At 35.1% G+C, this 25,734-nt stretch carries 28 protein-coding genes; 6 read left to right on the top strand and 22 right to left on the bottom strand.

Annotation, left to right across the window (positions count from 1 at the left end; genetic code table 11):
- Positions 1–9: 9 nt before the first annotated feature.
- The 9 genes from ACI6PB_RS01740 to ACI6PB_RS01700 form a co-directional block, all read right to left on the bottom strand.
- Positions 10–1,179 carry a metallophosphoesterase family protein gene (locus tag ACI6PB_RS01740; protein ID WP_404327668.1) on the bottom strand — a complete coding sequence of 390 codons (1,170 nt, stop codon included), beginning with the start codon at positions 1,177–1,179 and terminating at the stop codon, positions 10–12.
- Positions 1,180–1,296: 117 nt separating this feature from the next.
- The gene (locus tag ACI6PB_RS01735; RefSeq protein ID WP_056955912.1) at positions 1,297–1,821 is read right to left on the bottom strand and encodes a GNAT family N-acetyltransferase; all 525 of its coding nucleotides are present in this window, start codon (positions 1,819–1,821) and stop codon (positions 1,297–1,299) included.
- 68 nt (positions 1,822–1,889) lie between these two features.
- Entirely contained in the window at positions 1,890–2,381 is a 492-nt protein-coding gene (locus ACI6PB_RS01730; RefSeq protein WP_193322517.1) for a hypothetical protein, read from the bottom strand.
- Positions 2,378–2,563 (bottom strand): hypothetical protein, encoded by a 186-nt coding sequence (locus ACI6PB_RS01725; RefSeq protein ID WP_404327667.1) that lies wholly within the window; start codon positions 2,561–2,563, stop codon positions 2,378–2,380. Before ACI6PB_RS01725 ends, ACI6PB_RS01730 begins: the two co-directional genes overlap by 4 nt.
- Positions 2,553–3,374 (bottom strand): ATP-binding cassette domain-containing protein, encoded by an 822-nt coding sequence (locus tag ACI6PB_RS01720; protein WP_309510500.1) that lies wholly within the window; start codon positions 3,372–3,374, stop codon positions 2,553–2,555. Before ACI6PB_RS01720 ends, ACI6PB_RS01725 begins: the two co-directional genes overlap by 11 nt.
- Positions 3,374–3,862: a hypothetical protein gene (locus tag ACI6PB_RS01715; RefSeq protein ID WP_025085397.1), complete on the bottom strand. Its 489-nt coding sequence runs from the start codon at positions 3,860–3,862 to the stop codon at positions 3,374–3,376. Before ACI6PB_RS01715 ends, ACI6PB_RS01720 begins: the two co-directional genes overlap by 1 nt.
- A 129-nt stretch (positions 3,863–3,991) precedes the next feature.
- Positions 3,992–4,537 (bottom strand): DNA-3-methyladenine glycosylase I, encoded by a 546-nt coding sequence (locus ACI6PB_RS01710; RefSeq protein ID WP_025085398.1) that lies wholly within the window; start codon positions 4,535–4,537, stop codon positions 3,992–3,994.
- 47 nt (positions 4,538–4,584) lie between these two features.
- On the bottom strand, positions 4,585–5,073 hold the full coding sequence (locus ACI6PB_RS01705; RefSeq protein ID WP_025085399.1) for a universal stress protein: 489 nt from the start codon (positions 5,071–5,073) through the stop codon (positions 4,585–4,587).
- An 83-nt stretch (positions 5,074–5,156) separates the two neighbouring features.
- Positions 5,157–6,266 carry a glycerate kinase gene (locus ACI6PB_RS01700; protein WP_404327666.1) on the bottom strand — a complete coding sequence of 370 codons (1,110 nt, stop codon included), beginning with the start codon at positions 6,264–6,266 and terminating at the stop codon, positions 5,157–5,159.
- A 65-nt stretch (positions 6,267–6,331) separates the two neighbouring features.
- Between ACI6PB_RS01700 and ACI6PB_RS01695 the strand changes: the two genes are divergently transcribed.
- Positions 6,332–7,135 (top strand): tyrosine-protein phosphatase, encoded by an 804-nt coding sequence (locus ACI6PB_RS01695; RefSeq protein WP_025085400.1) that lies wholly within the window; start codon positions 6,332–6,334, stop codon positions 7,133–7,135.
- Positions 7,136–7,691: 556 nt separating this feature from the next.
- On the opposite strand, the gene ACI6PB_RS01690 is transcribed toward ACI6PB_RS01695, so the two are convergent.
- The 4 genes from ACI6PB_RS01690 to ACI6PB_RS01675 all read right to left on the bottom strand — a co-directional run bounded on the left by ACI6PB_RS01690 (position 7,692) and on the right by ACI6PB_RS01675 (position 11,600).
- On the bottom strand, positions 7,692–8,726 hold the full coding sequence (locus ACI6PB_RS01690) for an IS30 family transposase (protein ID WP_059075255.1): 1,035 nt from the start codon (positions 8,724–8,726) through the stop codon (positions 7,692–7,694).
- Between the two features lie 245 nt (positions 8,727–8,971).
- Positions 8,972–9,730 (bottom strand): ABC transporter ATP-binding protein, encoded by a 759-nt coding sequence (locus tag ACI6PB_RS01685; protein WP_034544190.1) that lies wholly within the window; start codon positions 9,728–9,730, stop codon positions 8,972–8,974.
- Positions 9,675–10,625: an ABC transporter permease gene (locus ACI6PB_RS01680; protein ID WP_404327665.1), complete on the bottom strand. Its 951-nt coding sequence runs from the start codon at positions 10,623–10,625 to the stop codon at positions 9,675–9,677. The genes ACI6PB_RS01685 and ACI6PB_RS01680 overlap by 56 nt, the downstream gene beginning before the upstream one ends.
- A 9-nt stretch (positions 10,626–10,634) precedes the next feature.
- Positions 10,635–11,600: an ABC transporter substrate binding protein gene (locus tag ACI6PB_RS01675; RefSeq protein ID WP_404327664.1), complete on the bottom strand. Its 966-nt coding sequence runs from the start codon at positions 11,598–11,600 to the stop codon at positions 10,635–10,637.
- A 462-nt stretch (positions 11,601–12,062) separates the two neighbouring features.
- Here ACI6PB_RS01675 and ACI6PB_RS01670 point away from each other — a divergent pair, with 462 nt between their 5' ends.
- A complete protein-coding gene (locus tag ACI6PB_RS01670; protein ID WP_404327663.1) occupies positions 12,063–13,265 on the top strand; it encodes an MFS transporter in 1,203 nt (400 codons plus the stop codon).
- A gap of 47 nt (positions 13,266–13,312) precedes the next feature.
- Positions 13,313–13,702: a helix-turn-helix domain-containing protein gene (locus ACI6PB_RS01665; RefSeq protein WP_025085403.1), complete on the top strand. Its 390-nt coding sequence runs from the start codon at positions 13,313–13,315 to the stop codon at positions 13,700–13,702.
- 385 nt (positions 13,703–14,087) lie between these two features.
- Here ACI6PB_RS01665 and ACI6PB_RS01660 read toward each other — a convergent pair whose 3' ends face one another.
- From ACI6PB_RS01660 to ACI6PB_RS01635, 6 genes are all read right to left on the bottom strand, one after another.
- Positions 14,088–14,297 (bottom strand): hypothetical protein, encoded by a 210-nt coding sequence (locus tag ACI6PB_RS01660; protein WP_404327662.1) that lies wholly within the window; start codon positions 14,295–14,297, stop codon positions 14,088–14,090.
- A 50-nt stretch (positions 14,298–14,347) separates the two neighbouring features.
- Positions 14,348–15,610: a BspA family leucine-rich repeat surface protein gene (locus ACI6PB_RS01655; RefSeq protein ID WP_404327661.1), complete on the bottom strand. Its 1,263-nt coding sequence runs from the start codon at positions 15,608–15,610 to the stop codon at positions 14,348–14,350.
- Positions 15,611–15,733: 123 nt separating this feature from the next.
- Positions 15,734–15,919, bottom strand: coding sequence for a hypothetical protein (locus tag ACI6PB_RS01650; protein ID WP_025085405.1), 186 nt, complete (start codon positions 15,917–15,919; stop codon positions 15,734–15,736).
- 442 nt (positions 15,920–16,361) lie between these two features.
- Positions 16,362–18,713, bottom strand: coding sequence for a phosphoketolase (locus tag ACI6PB_RS01645; protein WP_056955917.1), 2,352 nt, complete (start codon positions 18,711–18,713; stop codon positions 16,362–16,364).
- Positions 18,714–18,816: 103 nt separating this feature from the next.
- Complete coding sequence (locus ACI6PB_RS01640; protein ID WP_404327660.1) at positions 18,817–19,542, bottom strand: GntR family transcriptional regulator; 726 nt, start codon at positions 19,540–19,542, stop codon at positions 18,817–18,819.
- A gap of 209 nt (positions 19,543–19,751) precedes the next feature.
- Complete coding sequence (locus tag ACI6PB_RS01635) at positions 19,752–20,741, bottom strand: choloylglycine hydrolase family protein (protein WP_025085407.1); 990 nt, start codon at positions 20,739–20,741, stop codon at positions 19,752–19,754.
- Between the two features lie 151 nt (positions 20,742–20,892).
- Here ACI6PB_RS01635 and ACI6PB_RS01630 point away from each other — a divergent pair, with 151 nt between their 5' ends.
- A complete protein-coding gene (locus ACI6PB_RS01630) occupies positions 20,893–21,837 on the top strand; it encodes a Dyp-type peroxidase (RefSeq protein ID WP_404327659.1) in 945 nt (314 codons plus the stop codon).
- A gap of 76 nt (positions 21,838–21,913) precedes the next feature.
- On the opposite strand, the gene ACI6PB_RS01625 is transcribed toward ACI6PB_RS01630, so the two are convergent.
- Positions 21,914–22,093 (bottom strand): hypothetical protein, encoded by a 180-nt coding sequence (locus ACI6PB_RS01625; protein WP_025086339.1) that lies wholly within the window; start codon positions 22,091–22,093, stop codon positions 21,914–21,916.
- 63 nt (positions 22,094–22,156) lie between these two features.
- Positions 22,157–22,309, bottom strand: a complete 153-nt coding sequence (locus ACI6PB_RS01620) for a DUF6095 family protein (RefSeq protein ID WP_156407848.1) — start codon at positions 22,307–22,309, stop codon at positions 22,157–22,159.
- Between the two features lie 190 nt (positions 22,310–22,499).
- Between ACI6PB_RS01620 and ACI6PB_RS01615 the strand changes: the two genes are divergently transcribed.
- A complete protein-coding gene (locus ACI6PB_RS01615) occupies positions 22,500–23,609 on the top strand; it encodes an SLC13 family permease (RefSeq protein WP_025086340.1) in 1,110 nt (369 codons plus the stop codon).
- 320 nt (positions 23,610–23,929) lie between these two features.
- On the opposite strand, the gene ACI6PB_RS01610 is transcribed toward ACI6PB_RS01615, so the two are convergent.
- Positions 23,930–24,481, bottom strand: a complete 552-nt coding sequence (locus ACI6PB_RS01610; protein WP_051564350.1) for a ClbS/DfsB family four-helix bundle protein — start codon at positions 24,479–24,481, stop codon at positions 23,930–23,932.
- 239 nt (positions 24,482–24,720) lie between these two features.
- Here ACI6PB_RS01610 and ACI6PB_RS01605 point away from each other — a divergent pair, with 239 nt between their 5' ends.
- Entirely contained in the window at positions 24,721–25,728 is a 1,008-nt protein-coding gene (locus tag ACI6PB_RS01605) for a LacI family DNA-binding transcriptional regulator (protein ID WP_404279271.1), read from the top strand.
- Positions 25,729–25,734: the final 6 nt, after the last annotated feature.

Here is a 25,734-nt window from a genome sequence, read left to right as displayed (position 1 = left end):
AATTCTCCCTTATATTTCAAAACTTACATATCTTGTAGCGGCTCCGTAACCGAAAATTTGTAAGCGCAATTTGTTCGGGTCGATATTAATGAAATAGCCCGCTAATTCTGAGATTTCATTATAACGTCTGTCCCACTTCTTGTTATAGTCAGTTGTTAAACCATGTTTCTTACCCATTAAGGCCGAACAATTTAATATTATATGATTAATTTCAGAAACTTTGTAGTTTTTTTCATAATGCATATGACCACAAATATAAGTTGTTACCTTAGAAATGCCTGTAGATGAGAAATCATAGCGTAAATTCACACCAAAATCTCCTGTTAATTCATTTTTCAATTGACCAGAAGTTTTGTTGTTGAAGCTTACTAATAATTGTTGAACCAAGTCACCATTGAAGTTCAAAGCACTCCGACCACTTGGACTCACAATATTAGCATGCCCCATTACAATAACATGCTTATCAATAGTATTCTCTAAGATTTTGATCAAATCTTCTAACTGTTGTTCTCTGACGCCACGAACCTTCTTAAAATCATATTTCTTAGAACCATTACTAAGTATATAAGGAATATCACTGGTATCGATAAAGACAATTCGTATACCGCCCTTATCATACCAGCCCACTTTAGATACTGGATTCAATCTAAAAATATCTGGTTGTTCAAAATTATACTTTGTTACTAACGAGTCATAATCATCCCGATGAAACGATGCTGAACCAAAGAATCTGTGTTCATCATATTTATCATTCTCATCATGATTACCCTCAAGAAGATAAAACGGTGCTTTGCTCTTTTGATAATTTTCAACAGCAAATTGCAATAATCCTCGACTGATCTCAGGTTTATCACTTCCATCAATTAAATCTCCCAGATGAACATTCAAGTCCAAGTTGACAGCATCACTAACATTATTGGCTTCAATAATATGACGTGCACCATTGATCCCGTAATAAGACGCACTAGCAATTGCTTTGGCATGTGTGTCAGTTAAAACGGACAAGGTTACTGTATCACTGGTAACATTTGGTTTTACGTTATTATCATAAACGCCCTTTATATAATCAACAACAAAAGGACGTGGCTTTAGTCGTTTCAAAAACATATCAGTGTGTGCTGATATGAATTCTGATGGCTTTGGTGTCAACATTCTGCTTGCAATATTTTTGATTTTCAATTTTATGATCTCCAATATCCCATACTCTGGAAACAATTATAGCAAAAAAACCATCTCACGATGGTCTCATTATGGCTCAATTATATATCAAAGATATGAAAAATAATCCTTTGACGCTTACTTTAGAAGAATTTGATAAGCTTTTCTAATACCATGATCTTCATCCATCGTAATAGTTCCTTTTTCAATGAACCCATTACTTGTAATAACATGTTGCATCACCAAATTGTCAGGGTGAGTGTCGATTCTGACATCACTGTAACCCAGGTAATGTGAGATTGTTAATAGTTGTTGAATCAAAGCAGCCGAAAGATGTTGTCCTTGATGGCCTGGTTCAACAGCTATACGGTGAATAATGGAATAAGTCACATCAGAATTTTTAGACCATGACCCTGAAGTCATATCTTGATAGTTCTTATCGTAACCTTGTTGCAAAGCAGCTACTCCAACTACCTCACCATCTAGTATTAAAACATAACTTATATCTTCTTGAATATCTTGTTCTAGGATTTTCTCATCGGGATAACCTACCTGCCATTGATCAACACCACGGTCCCGTAGGGTTCTTTTGGCGCCACCGATGATATCAATAATTCTTGGCAAATCGTCAAGTGTTGATTGACGTAAATAAATATTGCTCATAAAATTTTGCCTCCTCACTTCATCAGGATATTAAAACAAAAAAGAATACCTCATTGCAATAGTTTTATTCAACTTTTCTTATTTTTTTTATAAATAAACCAGCTAATAACAAATAGTATTAAGGCGTATAAAAAAGTTTGTCCTGCTAGGGGCAATAATTTAACAATAGAAGAATTACTATGTAGACTAACAATCATTCTTGAAAGAGGTGGAAAAATCATCTCAATATTCTTAAAAATGTTGACGACGCTACCTGATAAGGCTAGGTAGACAAAAACTAAGGTTCCAATTTGTCCCAAACTAGAATGTTTCTGCCATTGTGTCTTGAACAGGGTCGCAATTGAACTGCCCAAAAATCCCACAGAAATTAGCGAAACTATTCCGACAACATCTAAAAATATATTTTTACAAAGAATTAAGCTAAATATAAAAATCAATATTCCTGAAATTATATTTAAAATTAATACCGCTAAAAATTGACTGATAACCTCTGACCAGTAGCTGTTCACTTTTTGTCTTAAATAATGATTATAAACTTTATCATTATGATACAGATTCATCCTTGAAAATAACGATAAAAAAACATCCCTATTAATAATAGGCTATATTTCTCATGATAATCAATACTTAATAAGTGATCTGCTGTTAAGCCAAAAACAATGATAGAGAATAATAATGTTAGATAGAGAAAATCTTGAAAAATAAATTGTAAATAATTTTTTAGCAATACTTTAATTTTCAATATCATGTGCCTCCTCAAATTGATAATTGAGGGCAATCATTTTGCCAATAATAGTGTCCCTTTGATCTAAGGGAACCTTCATTTCGACTACTCCATTAGTATTCCTCATCATATAACCACTCAAATCATGTGTTAAAGCAATAGAATTATGATGAACACTGAAAAATAACTGACTGTTTTTAGTTTTTAAACTTTGTAACTGTCGTAATTTACCATTTTCAAAATGATAACTACTGTCTAATATTTCAGATATTTCACCATTTTGCTCTGTGCCTACTAATAAGATTCCTGAACCATTATCTTTTAAATCTTGCAACATACTCAACATATTTTGAACTGTTTCATTACTTTGAAAAGCAAAGGGCTCATCTAACAACAAAACATTGGGGTGTCCAACTACCGCTGCCAAAAAACTAACTCGACGTTTCAAACCTAATGAGAGTTGATCAACTGTTCGATCCAAATATGGAGCTAGTTTCATATAAGTAACCATCGCATCCAATTGATCCTTACGCACAGCCAAATTTTTGGATAAACGTCTGATGTCCTCAAGATATTTTCTAACCGTCTGTTCAACAATTTGTGGATCATTTTGTGGCATATAACCAATCCTGACACCAGGAGTATATTTAATTTTGCCACTATCGGCCCGTTCATAATTTGCTATCGTTTCTAAAAGCTGTGTCTTACCACTACCATTTTCGCCACTAATACCAACTATCTCATTTTGAGATAAAGAAAAAGCTACATGCTTGAATGCAAAGTAGCCCTCTCGTTGCAATGATAAATCATTGACTGATATTAATTCCATTATTGCCATTCCTCAACAGCATGTGCTGCTAGTCCGATTGAAAGAATTGCATCTTTAGAAACTGAATTTCTAACATCAGCGACAATGGTATTGTCATATACTGCTCCGATAACGGTAAATGCAAAACTGACTAAATTGATATCGGTCTTAACCTTATAATCGCCATTTGCATATGGATCCTCATGGTTATATGTAAAGTTAATTTTATGACCAGCTAAAGAACCATCAACATGGTTAACCTGAACACGATCATGTAGTTCACTAAGTTTATGATCAGGATTTTGTAAAGTTAAACGATGGTCAGATTCATTTTGGTAGTAATCGTCTTCGGTCATATCAAAGTATTCTTTAATTGGTTTTCTCAAAACTTCAAGTGAATCCAAAATGTCATACACAGCCTGTGCGTCAAATTTTTGTGATTTATCTTCAATATTTTTTCTATCTTCATAAAGCTTTTCGGCTAATTTGCTAATAGTCTCAGAATTCATAATCATCCTCCGTCTTTAATGGTTCTCTCTTCAATTGTATGGTTCGTTTAGGATTCTGTCATCCACTCGACCTTTTGTGGAGGACGACATACATAGAAAAAGAACCCCTTAATGCCATTATACTAATTTCTACTTGTAATTACAGGAGTCCATATGATCATTAATAACTCCCACCGCTTGTAAAAATGAGTAGATAATCGTTGGTCCCACAAATCGAAAACCACGTTTTTTCAAATTTTTGCTGATCTGTTGTGACAACTTAGTTTGAGCAGGCATTTCACTCATATCACTATAATGATTAATTATTGGCTTATTATCAACAAAATTCCAAATATAATTGGAAAATTTTTCACCATTTTGATGCATCTCTTGAATCACACGAGCATTATTGATGGAAGAGTCAACTTTCAAACGATTACGAATGATCCCTTTGTCTTCTAACATTGAGTCCCTTTTTTCTTGATCATAAGCTGCCACTTTGTCTATTTCGAAATTATCATATGCCTGACGATATGTCGCACGTCGTTTAATAATTGTTGCCCAAGATAATCCTGCTTGGGCTCCTTCTAATGTCAACATTTCAAAAAAATATTGTTCGTCATGACTTGGCTTACCCCACTCATTATCATGATATGCCTGCATTGCTTCAGAACTGTTGGCCCACTCACATCTCATCTTTTTCTCCAAACTAAAAAAGCTGGCATCTGCCAGCCTAATATAAATTATTTTTTCTTTTTATCAGTAAATCTCTTATTATCAATATCTGTTCTAACGATAATAACATCCGTTCTAGCATTTCTTGTAACGTATTCGGATACCGAGCCGACCAATAAACGTGTTACGGCATTCATACCTGTTGAACCGATCATAATCAGGTCATTCTTATATTCTTCAACGAATTCTTGGGAAATAACAGTCTTAGGTTCACCGAAACGAACGTGGATGTCAATGTCTTCTTCTTTGAAACCATCTTTAATGGCACCATCTTTTAATTCTGTAAGATACTTTTGAGCATCTTCGGAAAGTTGATAGATAACATCACCGTTCAACATACCACCATGTAAACCAATGAATTGCTTTGTATCTAAGACTGTCAAAACATCGATGTGTCCACCGTTCATTTGTGCAACTGTTACAGCCTTCTTAAAAGCCATTTCTGCTTCTTTTGATCCATCTACAGGAACCAAAATCTTCTTATAGTCTTGTTCCATAATTCAATCCTCCAATGCACTTATTGAATACCTTCTAATGTAAGATTAATGCATTCATATATTTTATTCAATATTTTACAAAATTATTTGAAAGCCATTAATGTCCGTACTAACTGATTTGAAACGGATTCGTAATTCTCAAACATCGTCATTTCATCATCATATTCTGTCATTTGAGTTGAAAATATTCCTGTGAAAAGTTGTTCATAACTTTGGAAATCATCAACAAAATTATTACATAAAGCAAAAGTCGGAACTCTTTGAGCTCCAGCAATTCGACTCAAGTGATACAGCATATCATCATGCATTGCTTCACGGGAAATTTTATCGGTGGCAGTAATTAGGATATTAGTGGAACGAATTGTTTCTTCCATTCCTGTAACCTTGGCCACCCATTCAAATGATGATCTTGAAATACGTGCATTAATCATTGCAAAAGCACCAGCCAAAGTCTTAATCGAGTCAGAATGAGGCATTGGGTGTATATCTAAATTATACTTCTGATTCATTTTTTCAGTGATAAAAACTAAATTATCTTCCAAAAAACTTTCCTGTGCTTCATTCAAATACTCAACATTATCCGATAATTTCCGACCTGAATAATTCAATAAAACGGTCAAACGGGTTCTTCCACCCAATAGTTGATAAACATCTTCCATATCGATACGAAAGGCATTGATCAAAGGATTTTCACCTTCAGGGATCAGTTGACCATTTTCATCATAAATCTTGGATCCTAAAGCTTGTAAAGCTCCTAGTCCGCCATCAGCTACAGCTGTCTTGCCTAAACAGAGCACAATATTTTTGATTCCACTAGTAACTGCATCTATAATAAATTCTCCTAACCCATAACTTGTTGCATGAAACAAGTCATTTCGGTTTTTATTTTTTGCTAAATCAACCCCAACCACTTGCTCTGAATCCATAATAGCGGTAAGTTGACTACCGATCTGGGTAACAAGATAACGTCCCGTTCGATTTTCCCAAAAAGCATCAAAATAAGAGACTTCATCCCAATATCCACCAATAGTATGTTCTATTAATGCTGGCATTCCATCTTTACTATCAGTTACGGGCATGGTAATTATTTTTGCATCTGGCATAGCACGCGAGATGCCACTATAAATGGCCTGACCAATCTTAGTCGAGCTAACATTATTACTATATTTTCCAGGTGCAATAATAAACTTCATGATAGGATGACTCTTCCTTTTTGATATAATGATTATTAGAAAAATATGCAGAGGTAGTTAAAGGTATGGTTGAAAATAATAAGCGCGTTCTAGACCTTGAAAAAGGTGTCAATTTTCGTGAACTAGGTGGCTACGAAACTGTCGATGGCAAAACACTTAAGTTCCATAAAGTCCTCAGATCAGCTGGTTTAAGTGACTTATCAGACAATGACCTTAGTTTTTTAAGTAACTATGGTTTAAAGTATGATGTCGATTTTCGTTCACATGAGGAAGTAAACGATAAACCAGACCGTGTTCCTGATGGCGCAGAATATGTCTTCGATCCAGTTTTTGAAGCCGATGAAACTGAAGCTTCTAAGGTTCAAAATGATAATTTCATTCCTGAAATCGGTGGTGATCCTACTAATGGCTTCCACCACATGAAAGACGTTTATCGTGATATTATCACAGGTGACCAAGCTAAAGGCGCATATCGAACATTTTTTGATAAATTATTAACTAATGACCAAGATGATGACGTTTTACTTTTCCACTGTAGTGCTGGTAAGGATAGAACTGGTATGGGAGCTGTCTACTTGTTGACTGTCCTTGGTGTTCCCATGGAGGAAATCAAGAAAGATTATTTATTAACTAATAAGGTCAATAAGGGCTTTGTTGACAACCTGATCTTAGATCTTCAAAACAAGGGTTATACTGACAAAGATGTTTTGAGTTCCGTACGTGATTTAATGACGGTTCACTCTGATTATTTAGCTACAGCCGAAGATGAAATCGCCAAAATGTCTGGTAATATAAACAATTATATCAAAGATGAATTACAGGTAACTCCTTCCGAGATAAGAGATTTGAAGAAAATTTACTTGAATTAAGGTACAATCTTCTAATTTTCAGAATATTGTTATCACATTTTCTTCACATTTAGTGTTTATCATATAGTTTGTAAGTTAAAGGAAAGCAATCGAGCTTAACTTACATCCCCCCTTTTTAAACATATAGAAAACTATAATAGATAAAAATCTCATAATAAAAAATATAATTCACTTTTCCTCCCTGATTTGTGAATTTCCCTTAAAACTAAAAACAACTACTGTTCCCCTGCAGTGGTTGTTTTTTTGTTTGGTGATTTATTCCCGTCCTCCACAACAAGAAAATTTGGCTGGAACGCCATGGGACGACTGGAAGCTAATAAATTTGCACTTTGTGGATCTTCAAGATCGACCTTTATCTAAGCAATAAATTGCTAAGATAAATTTCATGGCTGAGCCAATTTTCTTGTTGTTCCGGACTAAATACTAGTTCTATCAAGATTTAACTTCCAAATCTTCTAGTCTGAAATAAATCGAAAATTTCAATAACAAGTTAGCCACTTGGACAAAATAAATTGAATCCAAGTGATATCAGTATTTGAAGTTTATAAATATGTCTTTAAGCGCCACAGGAACTAGCAAAGAGTTCTTGTGGCGTTTTATAGTTCAATAACTTTCTAGGCATATTGTTGAGCTTAAATTCTATGTCTCTTATTACTTTTGGGCTGACTGTATCCAGTGACAGCCCTTTGGGCAAGTCACGACGTATCATTCGATTATGTACTTCATTTGTTCCACGTTCACAAGATGTATATGGGTGTGTGAAGTAAACATCCGCAACGCCAGCCATATCAGATGATAGATTAGAGAACTCAGGGCCATTGTCTGCAGTGATTGAATTGATAAGATCACCATAGTTCTTTATGATCTCTTTCATAGCATAATCTACAGAGTCGGCATCTCTACCGTCAATAAGTCTCATTATTTCAAAGCGTGTCTTACGCTCTATGAGCGTTAAGACGACACTCTCATGGCCATTTCTTTTGCCCACAATCGTGTCTATCTCAAAGTCCCCAAAGGATTCTCTGCTATCAACACTTTTAGGGCGTTTCTCAATACTACGACCAAGTAGACGCTTATGCTTTTTTGAAGTATGTTGCTTAGTCGGTCTAGTTGACTTTTCTACCAGATCAATATTCCGGATTTCAAGTCGTTGTTCATCAATATATTTGTAAAGTGTAGTAGTACAAACCATTTCATCTACTAAGAATAATTCTTCGTTCTTAGCTCGTCCAACGGCCGTATCAGGTGACCATCCATTATCTATGAACTGGCTTACAAAGAAGCCTAAAAAGGCTGTGACTTGGTCGAATTTAGAAGGACGATGGCAAAGCTTACGGTTCTTTACATACTTTTGATGTGCAGTGTCAGGAAAGTAGCAATTCAAGTGTTGAACTTTACCATTAACTTTCTTGATCTGCTCAACAGTACCTCTGTTAATTTCATTATTAATAGTCTGAGGTGAAACGCCGATAGCTTTAGCTATCTGGCGATTCGAGTAGCCAATTGAATGAAAGGAAGCAATCTTTCCACGTTCAATTTCAGTTAAATGATGTCCTTTAGGACGATTTATGATATTCTGTTCTAGCACCAAGACGAAAAACCTCTTTCATTGTTTGTGTGAGAACTCCAATGATACCTGATTTTTACGTCTTGGTGTTTTTATTTTGTCATTTTTCTAAAGTGGCTAACTTGATTATAAAATTCGCCGTCTGAAATAAATAGCATCTATTTTGAATTTCAATTTCTACTAAAAAGTAAAATCGATGTTCTAGAAATAGATGCCATTATTTTTATTTTAAAAATTTAGAAAGGAGATAATAAGAAGATAACATATTTTTATTCAAAAGCCTGTAGCAATTCTGATTTATCCAAATTATTCTTTTGAGCACCACTGACATCTAGCTTGATTTGTCCATCTTGTACCATGATCAAACGATTACCATATTTCAAAGCATCTGACATTTTATGTGTAATCATCATTGTAGTTAACTGCTGCTCTTTGACGATATTATCTGTGATTGACATTACTTCTTGGCTAGTTTTGGGATCTAATGCCGCTGTATGTTCATCTAGTAATAATAATTTGGGCTTACTTAAAGTTGCCATTAAAAGTGACAGTGCTTGACGTTGACCTCCTGATAGGTACTTTACTTGCGTATTTAAGAAGTTTTCTAAGCCCATATTGAGTGTTCTCAATAAAGCTAAGTATTTTTCTTCTGCTGCTTTTTTCTGATACCTCTTTAGACTGATTGTTTTCGTGTGACTTTGTGCCAAAACTAAATTTTGCATCACAGTCAAATCTCCGGCGGTTCCCATTTTAGGATCCTGGAAAACTCGTGACATCCATTGTGATCGATAGGCTACTGATTTTTTAGAAACGTTATGCTTCACTAAATCAATTTCACCCGCATCAGCACTTAAAGTTCCGGCGATGGCATTCATCAAAGTAGACTTGCCGGCACCATTATTCCCAATAACTGAAATAAAGTCGCCTTCATAAACATTCAAATTAATATTTTTTAAAACATGACGTTCATTTCTAGTCCCGGGAAAGAATACTTTTTGCAGATGTTTTACTTGTAATACTTCCATCATCTTCGGCCTCCATTTGTGCTAAATACTTTTTCAATTGGCGTTTAGTTCTGATTCGATTCTGAATAATTGGTACACAGATAACGATAATTAAAATTATCGCTGATAGAATTTTTAAGTCGTCGGCTGGGAATCCTAAACTCATCGCAACAGTCAAAAGGAACCGGTAAACGATAGCACCTAAGACCATGGCTGACAATCTAACCAAAATATTATTACCACGTAGAAAAATTTCTCCGACCAAAACAGAAGCTAGTCCGATAACAATAGTTCCAATTCCCATACCAATATCAGCATAACCATTGTTTTGAGCAATCAGTGCGCCTGACAAGGCAATCAATCCATTAGAGATCATGTAACCAAAAATAATCATTCCATCAGTATTGATACCATTGGCAGCAGACATATTCTTGTTATCACCAGTTGCCATCAACGATAAACCCAAACGAGTTTTGAAAAGCCAATAAAGTACTGCTATCACGATAGCAACTACAATAATACCCAAGATGATAGTTTGCATATCAACCGTCAAACCAGCTGGTAAATAGCCTGTTAAAACTTTTTGAGTTAATAAAGGTACATTAGATTTTCCCATAATATGCATATTGATAGAATACAATCCGGTCATCGTTAAAATTCCGGCTAGTAATGAAGGAATCTTCAATTTAGTATCAAGAATTCCTGTAACTAATCCTGCGACACATCCCGCTAAAAAGCCGACAATTGTGGCTACGATTGCTGACTGTCCTTTGATCATCAAACTGACTGTAATAGCTGCTCCAAAAGGAAAACTACCTTCAGTTGTCAAATCAGGTATATCTAAAATTCTAAATGTAATGAAGACGCCAATTGTTAAAGGCGCCCACAGTAGACCTTGTCCTAAACTAGATATAATCATTTTTATCACCTATGGTTTCGTAATTTTGCTTGGATCGATGCCGATAGCCTTGGCATTAGCTTTATTAATGTAAAGTCTCAAAGTATGTGAAGTTTCAACTGGCATATCTTGAGGCTTCTTCTTTTCAATGAAAATTCTGTAAGCCATCTTAGCGGTTTGTTTACCTAAATCACGGTAGTTGATACCATATGTAGCAACACCACCATCTTCAGCCATTTCAATTGAACCTGTAACAACTGGCAACTTAGCTTCGCGAGCTTTTTTACCGATTGTCTTCATGGAACTAGCCATTAAATTGTCAGTTGGCAAGTAAATTCCAGAAACCTTATCAGCCATTCCGGACAGTGCACTGACAACATCATTAGTGCTTGTAACACTGACCACATTTAATTTAATATGATGATTCTTAGCGTATTCTTTTACCATTTTTACTTGTAAAACTGAGTTCTCTTCAGATGAATTGTACATAACACCGATAGGTTTAGAACTCTTGGTTAAAGTTGTTAACAGTTTGACTTGCTTATCCACGGGACCCAAATCTTTGGTACCAGTAACATTAGTTGCTGGTTTACGATCATCCTTCACTAGTCCAGCACTCTTCAAATTGGTTACTGCTGTGACGACGATTGGTGTTGATTTAGTTTTCTTAGCAAGTGCTTGTGCTGAAGGAGTTGCGATTCCTAAAATCAAATCGTTCTTCTTTTGCGTCAATTGTTGAGCCATCGAATTTAAATTAGCTTGATCCCCTTGCGCATTTTGGTAATTATAATTAACCTTTATTGATTTATCATGCTGCTTAATTTTTTGGTTTAATTCTTCTTTAAAACCTTTACGTGCCTCATCTAATGAGCCGTGAGGTACTACTTGTAAAATTCCCACGTTGATTGTTTTCTTATTTGTGGCTGAACTATTTGCACATCCCGCTAAAACAACTGCCGCTATAATTGTTATTAATCCGATTAAATATTTTTTCATGAAAAATCCTCCTGAGAATATAAAAAAACCAGCTAGATTCGTAATTGAATCTAACTGGTTTGCCCGGGCGCAATTTATCTCCAGCTAGATTCAACCCGTATCTATCTGGCTTCAAAGACATGTTTAATAGCTTTAGCCAATCAATAGATACGAACACTTACGCGTTCGCATCCAGAGACTGAATACAAACGCTATCTAAAGAAAAAGCTAAAGGCAAATTGATTATTCAAATGTGACAACTGTTTACTAATTTTCATAATAAAGTTCTCCTCGTTTGCAATTTACAGTCTCTAGTTAAACATCCAAAAATTAATATGTCAATAATTTTATTAAAATAATCTAATTTAACTTTTAAAGGTACTTTTTAGTACCTACTGCACTTTAAAGTACGTAATTGTTTATTTCTCCCAACCCCATATAATGTTACACATAATCATTATTCGCTGTAGGAGGGAAATAATTATGAATAAGAAAGTTTCATCAACTTGGATTCTTTTATCATTGGCTATCAGTGCTTTTGCTATCGGATCCACAGAATTTATCAGTGTAGGAATCATGCCACTATTGACTAAAACATTTGGCATCTCACTTGCACAAGGAGGTCTGACAGTTTCCATTTATGCTACTGGAATCATGTTTGGCGCTCCCATCTTAGCTTTGATCACCAATCGTTGGGATCGTAAAAAATTATTGATAGGTATCATGATCAGTTTCATTATCGGAAATACTCTGGCTGCTCTCGCACCTAGTTTTGCCATTCTATTAGCTGGTCGTGTTATTGCAGCTCTTTCTCATGGAATCTTCATGACAATTGCATCATTAATTGCAGCCGACGTCGTAGCACCTAACAAACGTGCTTCTGCTATTGCCGTCATGTTTACTGGTTTAACAGTTGCTACAATTACGGGTGTTCCACTAGGAACTTTTATCGGTCAAACGTTTAACTGGCGAATGTCCTTTTTCTTCTTAGTCGCCTTAGGATTAGTCGGCTTGATTACAAATATTATCCTAGTGCCAAATGAACTACCATTACCAAAACCAACCAGTGTTAAGGGTATCTGGAAGATTCTTAAACAACCTCAATTACTCTTGATTCTGCTCATCACAGCTTTAGGCTATGGAGCAACATTCCCCGTTTACACTTATTTAACAACTATTTTAAATAAAAATATGGGTTGGTCACAAAGCGCCATTGTCATCATTCTAATTTTTTACGGAGTTGCTGTTGCTATTGGTAACACTCTTGGCGGCAAATGGGCTAACAAACGACCTCTAACTGCTCTTTTGAAAATGTTTCTTGGTTTAGGAGTAGCCTTATTGATCACCCGCTTAGTTATCAATCTTCATTTCTTAGGTTTACTAGCTATTCTCTTATTAGGCTTATTTGCCTTTATGAACGTTCCTGGCTTGCAGCTGTACATTGTTCAATTAGCTGAAAAGTATACGCCTAACGAGGTCCCATTGGCTTCTGCGTTAAATATTTCGGCCTTTAACGTAGGAATCACTTTAGGTTCAACAATCGGTGGACAAGCCGTAGCTCACAATCAACTTATCAATACACCATGGTTAGGAATTGCGATGCTAGCAGTCGGAATCATTTTAATTGCTGTTCTTATTAAAATGGAGAACAGTCCTGAAGTCGAACCAGAAGTAGAAAATTGCTAAGACTAAATAGTGATGTTACTATACAAATACTAAGGAGGATGGCTTTTATGAAACAAGCAATTTATAACATTGGCGTTGAAGACACAATGAGAATTATCGGTGGTAAATGGAAACCTATTATTCTTTGCCATCTCAAACATGGCATCATGCGAACTGGAGAATTGCGTCGAGCCATCCCCAATATCACTCAAAAAATGTTGACTCAACAGTTAAGAGAATTGGAAGATGATGGCATTATTAATCGTAAAGTCTACAGTCAGATTCCACCAAAAGTTGAATATTCTTTAACTGAATATGGCGAATCACTTAACAAAATTCTCGAAGATCTTTGTGTTTGGGGCGAAAAGGATATCGAACGTCGTAAACAAAAAGGTGAAAATATCATCTTATTGAACAAAGAAGACGTAGCGGCAGATTCACTTCCCTATGCAGATTAAGTTTAAATACGCTGTCCTCCACGTTCCAAAATAAATAGCATCTATTCTGAATTTCAATCCCTACTAAAAAGTAAAGATTGTCGTTCTAGAATAGATGCTATTTTCATTTTTCAAATTAATTGAAACAAAACGTTCACTAGTCGGTAGCAAGATCTCTTGTAGACCCTCAGTGTTCCGGCGGTCTACAGGAGATTTTGCAGACGACACTTTAACATTAATTTTATTTTACAATAGTAACGTCTGTAGTAGGGACAAACTCATTCGTTGCCACGCGATAGTAAGTTTTTCCATCTAAATATGCTAAACGATCTACCCGCCAACTTGTTTGAGCTGAAAGATTTCTTTGAGGTACAGTCTGTCCCTGTGCATCAACCAATTCATTGTTTTAATTGCCTGTTTGTACAATAAATGTTTGTGGTTGATAAACGTAAACTTCATCATCTTTGACCCATTTATTAGTCGCCACGCGATAATATGTGGAACCATCCTTCATACTTTTATCACTTAACCAATTCGTTTGTGGAGCTAACTTATCAGCTGTTTTCTTAACATCATCATTATGAACTTCAACCTTCTTATCAGGTAATGTTGTCACTAGATGGTCCACAGAGCTTGTCTGACCCTTCGAATCACTTTTCGTATAAGTTACCTCTCTGGTGAAGAAACGATGTAACGGCCCTTTGTAGGCTGTAATTTAGCTACGTTAACCGTAAAAGTTATTAATCTTTTGTTGACCTTATAACCACTCTTTTGCGGAATTTTAATTGTTAAGGTCGCAATCCCATTTTTAAGAGTTCCTTTAACATTTCTGTTAACTAGATGTTGATTGAGATTATTAGGAATATTAACATCGAACACAGCCAAATTTTTAGCGCTGCTGGCAATCCCAACATACCTAGCTTTAATCAATTGTTTACTCTTAACAACACGTTTATTTCCATTTCTATCGGTAATCAACCATGTCTGCAAATTATCGTTACCATTCTGATCTTGTCCCAAATATGAATGTTTGAGGGAAAAGTTAGGTGAAAGAACTATTCTTTTCAAATTAGTTTCTGACAACAAACCTGTCGTCTTAACACGTTTATTATCCCAACGACTAAAATCTAACTCTTTTAATTCTTTGGCGCCGCTGAACATATGATTCATTTTTTCAACATTGATAATATTCCAGTTAGCAATATTCAACGTTTTTACTTGATCAGCTCTCATAAACATAGCTGACATATTCTTCACATTAACAACATTCCAATTAGAAATATCTAAAGACTCTAATTCAGGATTAGAACTGAACATATTTTTCATACTCAAGACATTACCAGTATCCCAATTGGCAACGTTAATCGTTGCTAGACCGGTATTATTGAACATATAACTCATATCCATAACACCAGAGACATCCCAAGTCGAAACATCAACGGATTTCAAACTACTCAAGCCATCAAACATATGACTCATATCTTTTACATTACTAGTATTTAATCTATCTGCATTCTTAATTTCAATTAAGCCAGAAGTTCCATCTAAATTATTTCCCAAACCTGTAAAAAGCCAAGATGAATCCTGTGGCAAATAAACATTTCCATCAAAAATAACTCTTTTTATATCTTGTTTTTCGTCAGCAAATTTAACTTTAGAATATTTAGTTTCATCAACTACTAAACTTTTTCCCAAAGAACCACTAGCGAGGGTTCCTGATTTGATATGTAAAACATCATCATTAGAGATATACCACTGACTCGTTCCGTCAGTACCAGCATATTTTGTACTACTAAGTGTTACATTCGTATCATCTAAATTAATTGGATCAGACTGTGCCTGTGCTTCAGTACCATTGGCGAATAATCCTAAGGCCATAAATAACCCTAGCGAACTAATTAAAATACTTATTTTATGTCCCCTATTCAAATCATTTCAGCCCCCTTTTTAATTAAAGTAATTATAGCACCATATAATTTATACAATGATGAGTTTTTTCGAGACAAAAAAAGGAAGCCCATTGGGCTTCCTTAACTTACGAGTACTATTTGATTAAATAGTATATTTAAATGTGTGATGCTTTGAAATTCTATCTTCTGAGTATACTGCTAAAGCAATTAGTGCTAAACCAGCAACTGGAATGGAGTATCGGCTTTGTAAAACGAATAAAATCATTAATAACATGGCCACTACCGCCATTAGTGCAACTTTCATGAATTTTACGTTTCTTGTTGTCATAATATCCACCCCTTAAGTGTTCTTTCTCTTTTTTCCATAGATGATAGTATCATGGTAAAAAGTGATTTACAACCCATTAGATCAGTACTTACAGCCGTTTTAAAGTTTGCATTTTTCTTTCTAATAAACCATATTATTATCTTAGAAAAAATTAAAGCTAGAACTCTACTCTGCCTAGGATTTCAGAAAACGTTCAAAGTTTTCTAAGATGTTTTCTTTTGAATATTAAAATTAAACTTATTCAATTATTTTTAAATTTATTTAGTCTATAACTGTTGATGTGACGGTCTTTACAAACAGTTGTTAACTATTCGTGAACACTTATTTATTATGGTTAACTTATAGCTTTTTTAATTTCATTCATAATTCTTCAAAAAAAAAACTAAGTAATCAAAACATGATTACCTAGTTCTTTTTTCCTTAATACTCAGGATTGAATATTTTATTCCCATGTCCAGTTTTGTACTTCTGGTAAATCGTCACCGTATTCACGGATGTACTTGTTGTGTTTATCAACAATAGCTTCCATTTCGTCAGCAAAGTCGCTAGCACCGTCGCCTTGTACAGCAACAGCAGCTTCTTCAGCCAAGTGGAATCTATCCATCTCATTAACAACACGCATATCGAATGGTGTTGTGATATCACCATTTTCACGATAACCATGAACGTATAGATTGTGATTTGCACGGTCAAAGAAGATATCTTTAATGATGTCTTCGAAACCATGGAAGGCAAACAAGACTGGTTTGTCAACTGTGAAGATTGAATTGAATTGTTCATCAGTTAAACCACGAGGATCTACTCTTGGTGATCTCAACTTCAATAGATCAACGACGTTGACATATCTAATTTTAATTTCTGGTTTTTCTTTTCTTAGAATACTGATAGCAGCCAATGATTCAAGGTTAGGTTCTGTACCGGCAGAAGCGATAACGATATCAGGATCACCGTTGTCATTTGATGCCCAGTCAATAACCTTAAGTCCCTTATCAGCTAACTCTTCACCTTCCTCAATTGAGTAGAATTGAGGTCTTGGTTGTTTTGAAGTTACCAATAAGTTGATCTTTTCTTGATCATCCAAAATCTTAGGCATAACAGCAAGCAATGAGTTTGTATCAGCTGGGAAGTATTCACGAATATATTCTGGTTTCTTTTCAGCCAAGTGAGTAATGATACCTGGGTCTTGGTGAGTGTAACCATTATGATCTTGTTGGAAAGCAGTTGATGTAGCGATAACGTTTAGTGAAGGATACTTATTTCTCCAACCCAATTCGTTAGCTTTTCTTAACCACTTGAAATGTTGTGTCAACATTGAATCAACAACTCTTAAGAAAGCTTCGTAACTTGCAAAGATACCATGACGACCTGTCAAAGTATAACCTTCGTTAAATCCTTCAGCTTGATGTTCTGAAAGTTGTGAATCAATAATACGGCCAGCTGGTGCTTCGTATTGATCGTTAGGTTCATGAACAGGTTCCATCCATTGACGAGGACTTGCTTCAAATGCACCATACAAACGGTTAGACATTGTTTCATCAGGTCCAAATAGTCTGAAGTTATCAGGATTATCTTTAATAACACCGTTCAAGTATTTACCTAATTCAATCATATCTTGAGCATTTGTTGCACCACGCTTATCAAACTTCAAAGCATAATTCTTGTAGTCTGGTAATTTAAGAGGCTTAGGATCAACTCCACCATTAACAATTGGGTTCATAGCCATTCTGCTTTGACCCTTAGGTGTGATTGCGGCGATCTCTGGCTTCAAAGTACCATTTTCATCAAATAGTTCATCTGGTTTGTATGATTCCAACCATTCAACCAATTTGTCTGCATGTTGCATATCATTTTGGTCAACAGGAATTGGAATTTGGTGAGCTCTGAATGAGCCTTCAATAGGTTCGCCGTCCCATGTCTTTGGACCAGTCCAGCCCTTAGGTGCACGGAAGATAATAACAGGCCACTTAGGCATCTTAGCTTCTGAAGCTGGATGTTTTCTAGCTTCTTCTTGAATACTCTTGATCTTCTCGATAGCAGCATCAACAGTCTTAGCCATTTCTGGATGCATCTTTTGAGGATCTGTTCCTTCAACGAACATTGGATCCCAACCCATACCTTCGAAGTACTTAGTTAGATCTTCATCACTCTTACGTGACAAGATTGTTGGATTAGAAATCTTGAAACCATTTAGATTCAAGATTGGTAAAACAGCACCATCATCAACAGGGTTAATGAAGACATTTGAGAACCATGAAGCAGCCAATGGGCCAGTTTCAGATTCACCATCACCAATAACTACTGCAGCAATTTCATCAGGGTTATCAAGAATTGCACCAACACCATGTGATAGAGAATAACCTAATTCTCCACCTTCATGCATTGATCCTGGTGTCTCAGGGGCAGCATGAGATGCAACACCACCTGGGAATGAGAATTGCTTGAAAAGCTTTTGCATACCCTTAGTATCTTCTGTAATTTCAGGATAAGTTTCAGTATAGCTTCCATCCAAATATGAGTTAGAAACCATAACTTGCCCACCATGGCCTGGGCCTTCAATATAAAACATTTTTAGTCCGTACTTGTTAATAGCACGGTTCAAATGAGCATAAATAAAGTTTTGACCAGCAATAGTTCCCCAATGTCCAATTGGATGAACTTTAACATCACTAGCTTTTAATTCACGTCTTAATAAAGGATTATCTTTTAAATATAATTGTCCAACAGAAACATAGTTGGCTGCACGCCAATATTTATCAACTAAACTTAAATATTCTTTTGATGAGTAATCAGTCATTACCAGCACACTCCTTAAGTTTTTACAATGTAATCATAACTAGTTTTCAAGTAAAAGTCAACCACTTTTATAATTGGTTCGACCCAATTATTGAAAATGCTTACTAATTACCCAGATCAACGAATGAATCATACTTAAAATACTTGTAATGAAGCTTCATTGTCGAAAATTCGAACGGAGTTCCATCATCTAGGAAGAAAATACCTTCCATGAGACCCACGGGTTCATTAGCGGATAAATTCAGCAATTTCTTCCCTTCTTCATCAGATGGTTGCGCCGAAATTGTTAAGTAAGTTTTATTAACTTCTTTTCCCAACTCAGACTCTACATAATTAAAGATAGATTCGGAAGCAATTTGCTCAGATAATTCCGGAGCTAATTTAATAGGAATATAACCTGTTTCGATCATAAATGGGACATCATCCAAAAAGCGTAAACGTTCAAATGAATAAACGAATTCACTCGGCTTTAAAAACAAGTTGTCTTGTAAATCCTTGTCAGGATGAACTACGTCGAATTTTAATACCTTCACACCCGGCTTTTGTCCGTTTGCGTTGAAACTATCAGTGATACCCAAATTCTTACCACTATAACTAAACGATGATTCCTGTTTTAAATATAGTGGATTGACGAAAGTACCCGAACCTCTTTTTTTAAAAATAATTCCCTGATCAGCCATTAATCCTAAAGCACGTTTGATAGAACTTCGACTGACGCTATAGCTTTCTGCAAGAGAGCGTTCATCGGGCAAGCGCATATCGGAATATTCACCGTCATCAATTGACTTCTTTAAAGATGTAATAATTTTTTGATAAACTAAATCTGCCATAATTTTCCTCGTTTCATAAATTGGAGCGGCCCAATTTTATACATGGTAACTATCTTTCGGGTTCAGTATACCTTATAATCAGTTTCATTTACATACCAGAAAAATATTGGTCTCTTATTTTTATTCATATCAATAACAAAAAGAGTGTTCACATATCGGTTAATATGGACACTCTTTTTTTGAGAATATATTCTAAATTTTATAATCTATTAATTTAATGCTTCGAATTCTTGATCTAAGTTAACTGGGAATTCTTTTGGTTCTTTTTGATTTTTAATCAAGTCATCAGTCATCTTAGTAGCATAAACCTTACGATTACCATAAGGAACAAAGTACATGATCTTATTAGTTAAATCCAATGCTGTTTGATATTGAGTATAGCTTGATTCGCCGTTGGCTTTGATATTAACACCACGAGGAATTGTTACACTATCAAGCATATGTAAGATAGTATTAACAGCCTGATGGCTATCCTTAGGTGTTTCAGTATTTTGACGCATGAAAGCTGTTCTAACGAATCTATCGACAGCAGTATAGCCACCAGGTAATCTGAATGTACCATTTTGACCTAATGGAATAACTTCTTGGTCACCAAATGTCTTAGCAGAGAAGTTAGTCGTTTGAGCACCTAAATAGTTGGCCAAATTAGTCTTGTGCCAATTGTAATCTGGAGTATTAGTCATAACTCCAACTTTATCTTCTTGAAGAGTTAAGCCATTTCCTTCTGGTTCAAGAATGTAAGTAGCACCAGTAGTGTCACTAAAAATCCAATGTAGTGGTTGGTTTTGTTTCATGACACCACGATCTGATTCGATTAAATGAACTTGTTTGAGATTCTCTTTCAAATCTTCAATTGATTTATTATTCCCCAAAGCCCAGAGAATAAATTCTTCAGCAACCAGATTCATTTCCCCTTCAACAGGTTCCTTGTCATATTTAGCAGCGTTGGCAAAGTACAATTCAGCGGCTGACAAACCGTATTCATTGAAACCATCAGCTACCATGTAATTGGCGCCATACTTAGCACCTGTTCCCATGACAGCGTATTTGCTGTTATATTCTTTCTTATCATATGAAGAAACCCATTGATAATTTTCTGGTAAAAATGTTGGACGACCATTTAATTCAAAGGCAAAATCCATTGTTCTGGCTAAAAATTTTGAGCCATCTAAAGCTTCAAGACTGAGACTAGTACACATATATTTTCTTCCTTTCACCGACCTTATTAAAATTATTATTATCTTAATTTTTAACATTATCAAGAATTTTATTTTACGAATTTTAATAATAACTACTTTTTGAATAATATGATAAGCTGACTGTATAAACAGATTTTCTGGAGGTAGATTCATGATTGTAGATATTAAAAAAGCCCAAGACGTATATAAAGACGCCGGGGAAAGTGTTATTTTTACAACATTGATGTTGAAGCGTGACGATTTAGAAGCTAGCCGTGATGCTATTGCTGAATTCTCCGATATGTCTAATTCAATTATTAACAGTATGCGGATTCGTGACCCCGAAGCTCAAGTACATATTGCTTGGGGATTTGGATCAGATGCATGGGATTACCTTTTCCCAAATGCTCCAAAGCCTAAAGAACTAGAAAATTTTAAAGAAATCAAAGGACCTAAATATACAGCTGTTTCGACACCTGGCGATTTATTCATTCATATTCGTTCCAAGAAAATGGCCGTTTGTTATGAACTAATGGATCAATTCATGGAAATTTTACGTCCTATCACAACCGTTGAGGATGAAACTCATGGCTTCAGATATATGGAAGGACGTTCAATTGTTGGTTTCATCGATGGAACTGAGAATCCAGCTGGAATTGAATCAATGGATTACACTCTAATTGACGAAGACCAAGATCCTGAGTTTGTTAATGGCTCATACGCCTTTGCTCAAAAGTATATCCATAATATGGATGCTTGGAAAAAATTAAAAACTGAGGATCAAGAAAAAGCTATTGGTCGCCACAAATTCTCCGATCGCGAATTAGCTGATGAAGAAAAGCTGCCTAACGCTCACAACGTCGTTTCCAAAGATGAAGAAGGCGGTGTTGAACACAAGATTGTCAGAATGAATGTACCATTCTCAGATCCAGCTAAAGATGTAACTGGCACCTACTTCATTGGTTATTCCAAAGATTTTGCAATCACCAATCGTATGCTAACCAATATGTTTACTAAGAGTGACCGTTTACTGGACTTCAGTACTCCAATCACTGGTAATTTGTTCTTCATTCCATCTAAAACTACCTTAGAAAAAATTGCTGACGGGGATTACTAGTGTTCCCTGTGAAACATTTATGAAACAAAAAAAGGAATCATTTCCATTCATATTGGAGATGATTCCTTTTTTGAGCTCATTTTAAGTTTGCATATTTCCACAAACGTCTAACAAATAGCAATGATAGTAAAAACATCAACGATCCAGAGAACATCAAAGATGCTCTACCCAGAATAAATGCTGGATCAACAGTCATTTCAATCACACTAAGCATAATTGAAACTAGAACCAGAAGCGCTGTCTTTTTTAGAATCATGGAAATTACCTCCCCCATTTGATACGACTAGATTATATCAGTCTCATGTCCACTTGGCATTATTTATTTTGGGAAAATAACATGGATGCCGGCAAAGAACAAAATCAGGCCAATAGCAAGGAGTGCATAATAAACTACTTCTTTTTTTGCCTTGAAAGAAACTGCCATAATAGCAATCCCCACAATGAATAGTAAGATTGATAAAATTATTTGCATATATTAACACTCCTTATAATTGATATTTAGTATACTTAGGTTATGATATATTATGCTTTTCATATGAATAATTTTTATACTATTTAACTTTTCAAAAATATTTCGTCGAATTTTACATAATTATCTTTTTTAACTCTACCTTTATCTTTATACTAGATAGGGTACTTCTTTTTTGTAGGGGAAAACATAAATGGCTGTATTAAAACGTGTATTTTCAGATAAGGTGCTATGGATAGCTGGGGCAGCAGCAATTCTAACATCGATCTTTATTAGTCCACCACAATTGATGGATATTAATTGGAAGACACTTGCTTCACTATTATCTATGATGATTATAATCCAGATTTATGACTATTTGGACTTTCTAAAATATTATGCCGCGTATATGACGCACAAAGCGAAAACTACACGTCAAATGATATTCATGTTAGCCTCTTTAGCATTCTTTGGAGCTATGTTCTTAACTAATGATGTTACAATTTTAACCTTAGTTCCTTTATTTTACCAACTATCTAAGCATATTAAAGTAAATCCGATTTTTCCGGTTATCATTATTACTATGGCCGCTAACCTTGGTAGTATGTTTACACCATTTGGTAATACTCATAATTTATTCCTGTTGACGCACTTTAATCTAGGAATCAAACAATTCTTTATCATGTCTACACCGATAACGATTGTCACTTTCCTAGCAATTTTTCTGTCGACTCGTTTCTTCGCTAAAGATCCAATCAAATTAACCGAGTTGCCTGCTGTTGAACTAAACATTCCAAGTTTAACTTTAACGGTCGCTGTCACAGTGATTATTTTTTTGGGAATTTTTTCTGTAATTCCTATGTGGGGTTCTTTGATTGCCGCAATATTATTAGTCATCTTTATCAACCCTCATATTCTTGAATCGGTTGATTACTCAATTGTCTTAATTTTCATGTGTTTCTTCATTGCCGTTGGTAATATTAACCGTGAACCAGCAATTGTTAACAACTTGCATCAATTTTTGCAAACAAGAACAAGCACATATTTAACTTCAATCATTACTAGTCAATTCATTAGTAACGTGCCAACCACAATTTTAGTTTCTAAGTTCTCCAAATTCGTCCATGCTATTTTCTTAGGTACGAATATTGGTGGTCTTGGTACTGTAGTAGGTTCATTGGCTAACTTGTTGGCTTTCAAACAATATCGATTTTTCTTTAAGAAAAATCCAGGAAAATACTTATTGTATTTCACAATTATCAACTTTGCTATGTTGATCATTATTGGAACAATTGGTTATTTCCTAATAGATTTCGGATTGTAAAAGTCATTCAAGTGGATGGCTTTTTTTATTATCCTTATTTTTCGTCCTCCACAAGAGTTAGAAATATATTGGAACGCTATGGACACGATTCGATGTCAAAACTATCATGCTTTTCAATTCTCAATAGAGCGAGTCACGTACAAAAGAAATTAGAAGTAAAAAATAACAGAACAGTTCGTCAGTCTAGAACAACAAGCGTTATTAGTCTCAAATATACGTCGATAACGTTCCAATCCAATAGTGCTTGTTATGGTAGATAAGACTTAACAAAAAAGTCCATATCAACTATACAAAAAACTAGTTAATACGGACTTTCCTAATTATGAATTAACGGTACTCTTATCTCTTAAATTAAAGTTCTTCCATTTTCTAACCTGACGACTGTAATTATTAAATGGTGAAACAGCATTGATTCTGATCCACTTAGCAACAGGCCACATTGCTTTAGTTGTAGCCCACTTACGTTCACCTGGTTTGAACAATTCATCATGTGACATTTTGTCGACCCATGAAATAAGTTCATCTACAGTACTGCTTAATTCTTCCTTCTCATTATCTATGCCATCTGAACCATACTTGATATTGAAATCATGATAAAGCTCACGCATTTGATCCCATTTGTATCCAGGAGTTGGAGTAGTAATCTTTTCCCCACCAGCTTCAGCTTTTTCCCATGACAAAATCATATTAATCCATCCGACTTGATATGAGAGCATCTCACGTGGCGTTTTATCCACTTGCTCAATTCTTTCATCGGCAACATCATCTGTTATACCCTCATATTCATCAATGAACTTATGATAACTCTCTTTAATTTGGTCTATTAGTTCTGCGGAATTTTTATATACCTGCATACCTTCGCTACCTTTCATTGATTTTAAAACTCAAACGAAAACATCCCAATTTCTATTATAGGCCTGAAATTGTCACTTTGGGTAAAAAAGCTCATGATATAGCAAAAAAATGGTGAGAAAGCGTTTTAATTGTGGTATATTAAAAAGTTATACAAAAATTTACTGATTATTTCCATGATTGAAAGCGCTTGACATTTTGAAATTTTCTGTTAAATTAATACATGGAATCGATTCCATTAAACGAAGGATAGATATAAATGGCAACTATTAAAGAAATCGCAAAAAAAGCTGGTGTCGGTGTAGGAACTGTATCTCGTTACCTTAACGATCACCCTTATGTTTCTGAAGATAAACGTAAAAAAATTCAGGCTGCAATTGATGAATTAGACTACACACCTAGTGCTATCGCTACTCAATTACGTTCCCAATCAACCAAAAATATTGGTGTACTTGTTTCAAGATTAGCTAACCCTTTCTTTGCTGAATTATTTGACGCAATTGAAAGAAAACTCAATCTATATGGATACCAAGTTTTGGTTTCACAAACACATGACGATTCGGCTGCCGAACAACGTTTTTTGGATCAGTTAAAGAACCATCAAGTCGATGGTGTCATCCTTGCCTCTGTGGAAAATCATGAGCTGGTTCGTTCTTTTGCCCAAGCTTATCCACAAAAAGTGATTTTATTAAATGAAGAAAACAAATATCGAGATATTCAATCTGTCACTCTTAACCATTATCAGGCTACACTTGATGCTTTAAATTACCTCTTTACTCAGGGACACCGCCATTTTGTCTACGTTACTGGTGGTAACTATACCGTTAAGAGTCATGGATATTCTCGAACTAAAGCTTTTCAAGATTTTACTAAGCAACACCAACTTTCTATCGATCCGGATTGGCTTTTTTCTCAAAAGCACACTGCCACCGATGGACAAGAAATTGCACGTAACCTCATTAAGAATTCCAAGAATACTTTACCAGATGCAATCTTTACTAATTCAGACGAAGTTGCAATCGGTTTAATTGATGAACTACAAAAAAATAATATCTCAGTTCCAAAAGATATTGCTGTTATCGGCTACGATGATCAACCATTTGCTCGTTTTGCAGCCGTTCCCCTAACAACCATTAGACAACCAATCAGTGCTATGGCTAACAAGGCCGTTAATATCTTATTGAAAAATTTAACAGGTCAAGATGTTCCTGAGAATATTACTAATGAAGATTTAAAATTAAAATTGATAATTCGAAAAAGTGCTTAAGCATTT

It is taken from the genome of Companilactobacillus paralimentarius (assembly GCF_963227125.1).
GTDB lineage: Bacteria > Bacillota > Bacilli > Lactobacillales > Lactobacillaceae > Companilactobacillus > Companilactobacillus paralimentarius.
The sequence above is the reverse complement of the archived record's forward strand: the minus strand, read 5'-3'. Positions and strand labels throughout refer to the sequence as shown.

What these genes read in the sequence shown, in the direction of transcription:
- ACI6PB_RS01695 (WP_025085400.1), top strand. Translation starts at nt 6,332, where the DNA reads ATGGTTGAAAATAATAAGCGCGTTCTAGACCTTGAAAAAGGTGTCAAT.
- ACI6PB_RS01625 (WP_025086339.1), bottom strand. Translation starts at nt 22,093, where the DNA reads ATGATTCTAAAAAAGACAGCGCTTCTGGTTCTAGTTTCAATTATGCTT.
- ACI6PB_RS01670 (WP_404327663.1), top strand. Translation starts at nt 12,063, where the DNA reads ATGAATAAGAAAGTTTCATCAACTTGGATTCTTTTATCATTGGCTATC.
- ACI6PB_RS01680 (WP_404327665.1), bottom strand. Translation starts at nt 10,625, where the DNA reads ATGATTATATCTAGTTTAGGACAAGGTCTACTGTGGGCGCCTTTAACA.
- ACI6PB_RS01720 (WP_309510500.1), bottom strand. Translation starts at nt 3,374, where the DNA reads ATGGAATTAATATCAGTCAATGATTTATCATTGCAACGAGAGGGCTAC.
- ACI6PB_RS01705 (WP_025085399.1), bottom strand. Translation starts at nt 5,073, where the DNA reads ATGGAACAAGACTATAAGAAGATTTTGGTTCCTGTAGATGGATCAAAA.
- ACI6PB_RS01610 (WP_051564350.1), bottom strand. Translation starts at nt 24,481, where the DNA reads ATGAAAGGTAGCGAAGGTATGCAGGTATATAAAAATTCCGCAGAACTA.
- ACI6PB_RS01665 (WP_025085403.1), top strand. Translation starts at nt 13,313, where the DNA reads ATGAAACAAGCAATTTATAACATTGGCGTTGAAGACACAATGAGAATT.
- ACI6PB_RS01710 (WP_025085398.1), bottom strand. Translation starts at nt 4,537, where the DNA reads ATGAGATGTGAGTGGGCCAACAGTTCTGAAGCAATGCAGGCATATCAT.
- ACI6PB_RS01685 (WP_034544190.1), bottom strand. Translation starts at nt 9,730, where the DNA reads ATGATGGAAGTATTACAAGTAAAACATCTGCAAAAAGTATTCTTTCCC.
- ACI6PB_RS01635 (WP_025085407.1), bottom strand. Translation starts at nt 20,741, where the DNA reads ATGTGTACTAGTCTCAGTCTTGAAGCTTTAGATGGCTCAAAATTTTTA.
- ACI6PB_RS01615 (WP_025086340.1), top strand. Translation starts at nt 22,500, where the DNA reads ATGGCTGTATTAAAACGTGTATTTTCAGATAAGGTGCTATGGATAGCT.
- ACI6PB_RS01620 (WP_156407848.1), bottom strand. Translation starts at nt 22,309, where the DNA reads ATGCAAATAATTTTATCAATCTTACTATTCATTGTGGGGATTGCTATT.
- ACI6PB_RS01640 (WP_404327660.1), bottom strand. Translation starts at nt 19,542, where the DNA reads ATGGCAGATTTAGTTTATCAAAAAATTATTACATCTTTAAAGAAGTCA.
- ACI6PB_RS01675 (WP_404327664.1), bottom strand. Translation starts at nt 11,600, where the DNA reads ATGAAAAAATATTTAATCGGATTAATAACAATTATAGCGGCAGTTGTT.
- ACI6PB_RS01715 (WP_025085397.1), bottom strand. Translation starts at nt 3,862, where the DNA reads ATGAATTCTGAGACTATTAGCAAATTAGCCGAAAAGCTTTATGAAGAT.
- ACI6PB_RS01630 (WP_404327659.1), top strand. Translation starts at nt 20,893, where the DNA reads ATGATTGTAGATATTAAAAAAGCCCAAGACGTATATAAAGACGCCGGG.
- ACI6PB_RS01735 (WP_056955912.1), bottom strand. Translation starts at nt 1,821, where the DNA reads ATGAGCAATATTTATTTACGTCAATCAACACTTGACGATTTGCCAAGA.
- ACI6PB_RS01645 (WP_056955917.1), bottom strand. Translation starts at nt 18,713, where the DNA reads ATGACTGATTACTCATCAAAAGAATATTTAAGTTTAGTTGATAAATAT.
- ACI6PB_RS01700 (WP_404327666.1), bottom strand. Translation starts at nt 6,266, where the DNA reads ATGAAGTTTATTATTGCACCTGGAAAATATAGTAATAATGTTAGCTCG.
- ACI6PB_RS01730 (WP_193322517.1), bottom strand. Translation starts at nt 2,381, where the DNA reads ATGAATCTGTATCATAATGATAAAGTTTATAATCATTATTTAAGACAA.
- ACI6PB_RS01650 (WP_025085405.1), bottom strand. Translation starts at nt 15,919, where the DNA reads ATGACAACAAGAAACGTAAAATTCATGAAAGTTGCACTAATGGCGGTA.
- ACI6PB_RS01605 (WP_404279271.1), top strand. Translation starts at nt 24,721, where the DNA reads ATGGCAACTATTAAAGAAATCGCAAAAAAAGCTGGTGTCGGTGTAGGA.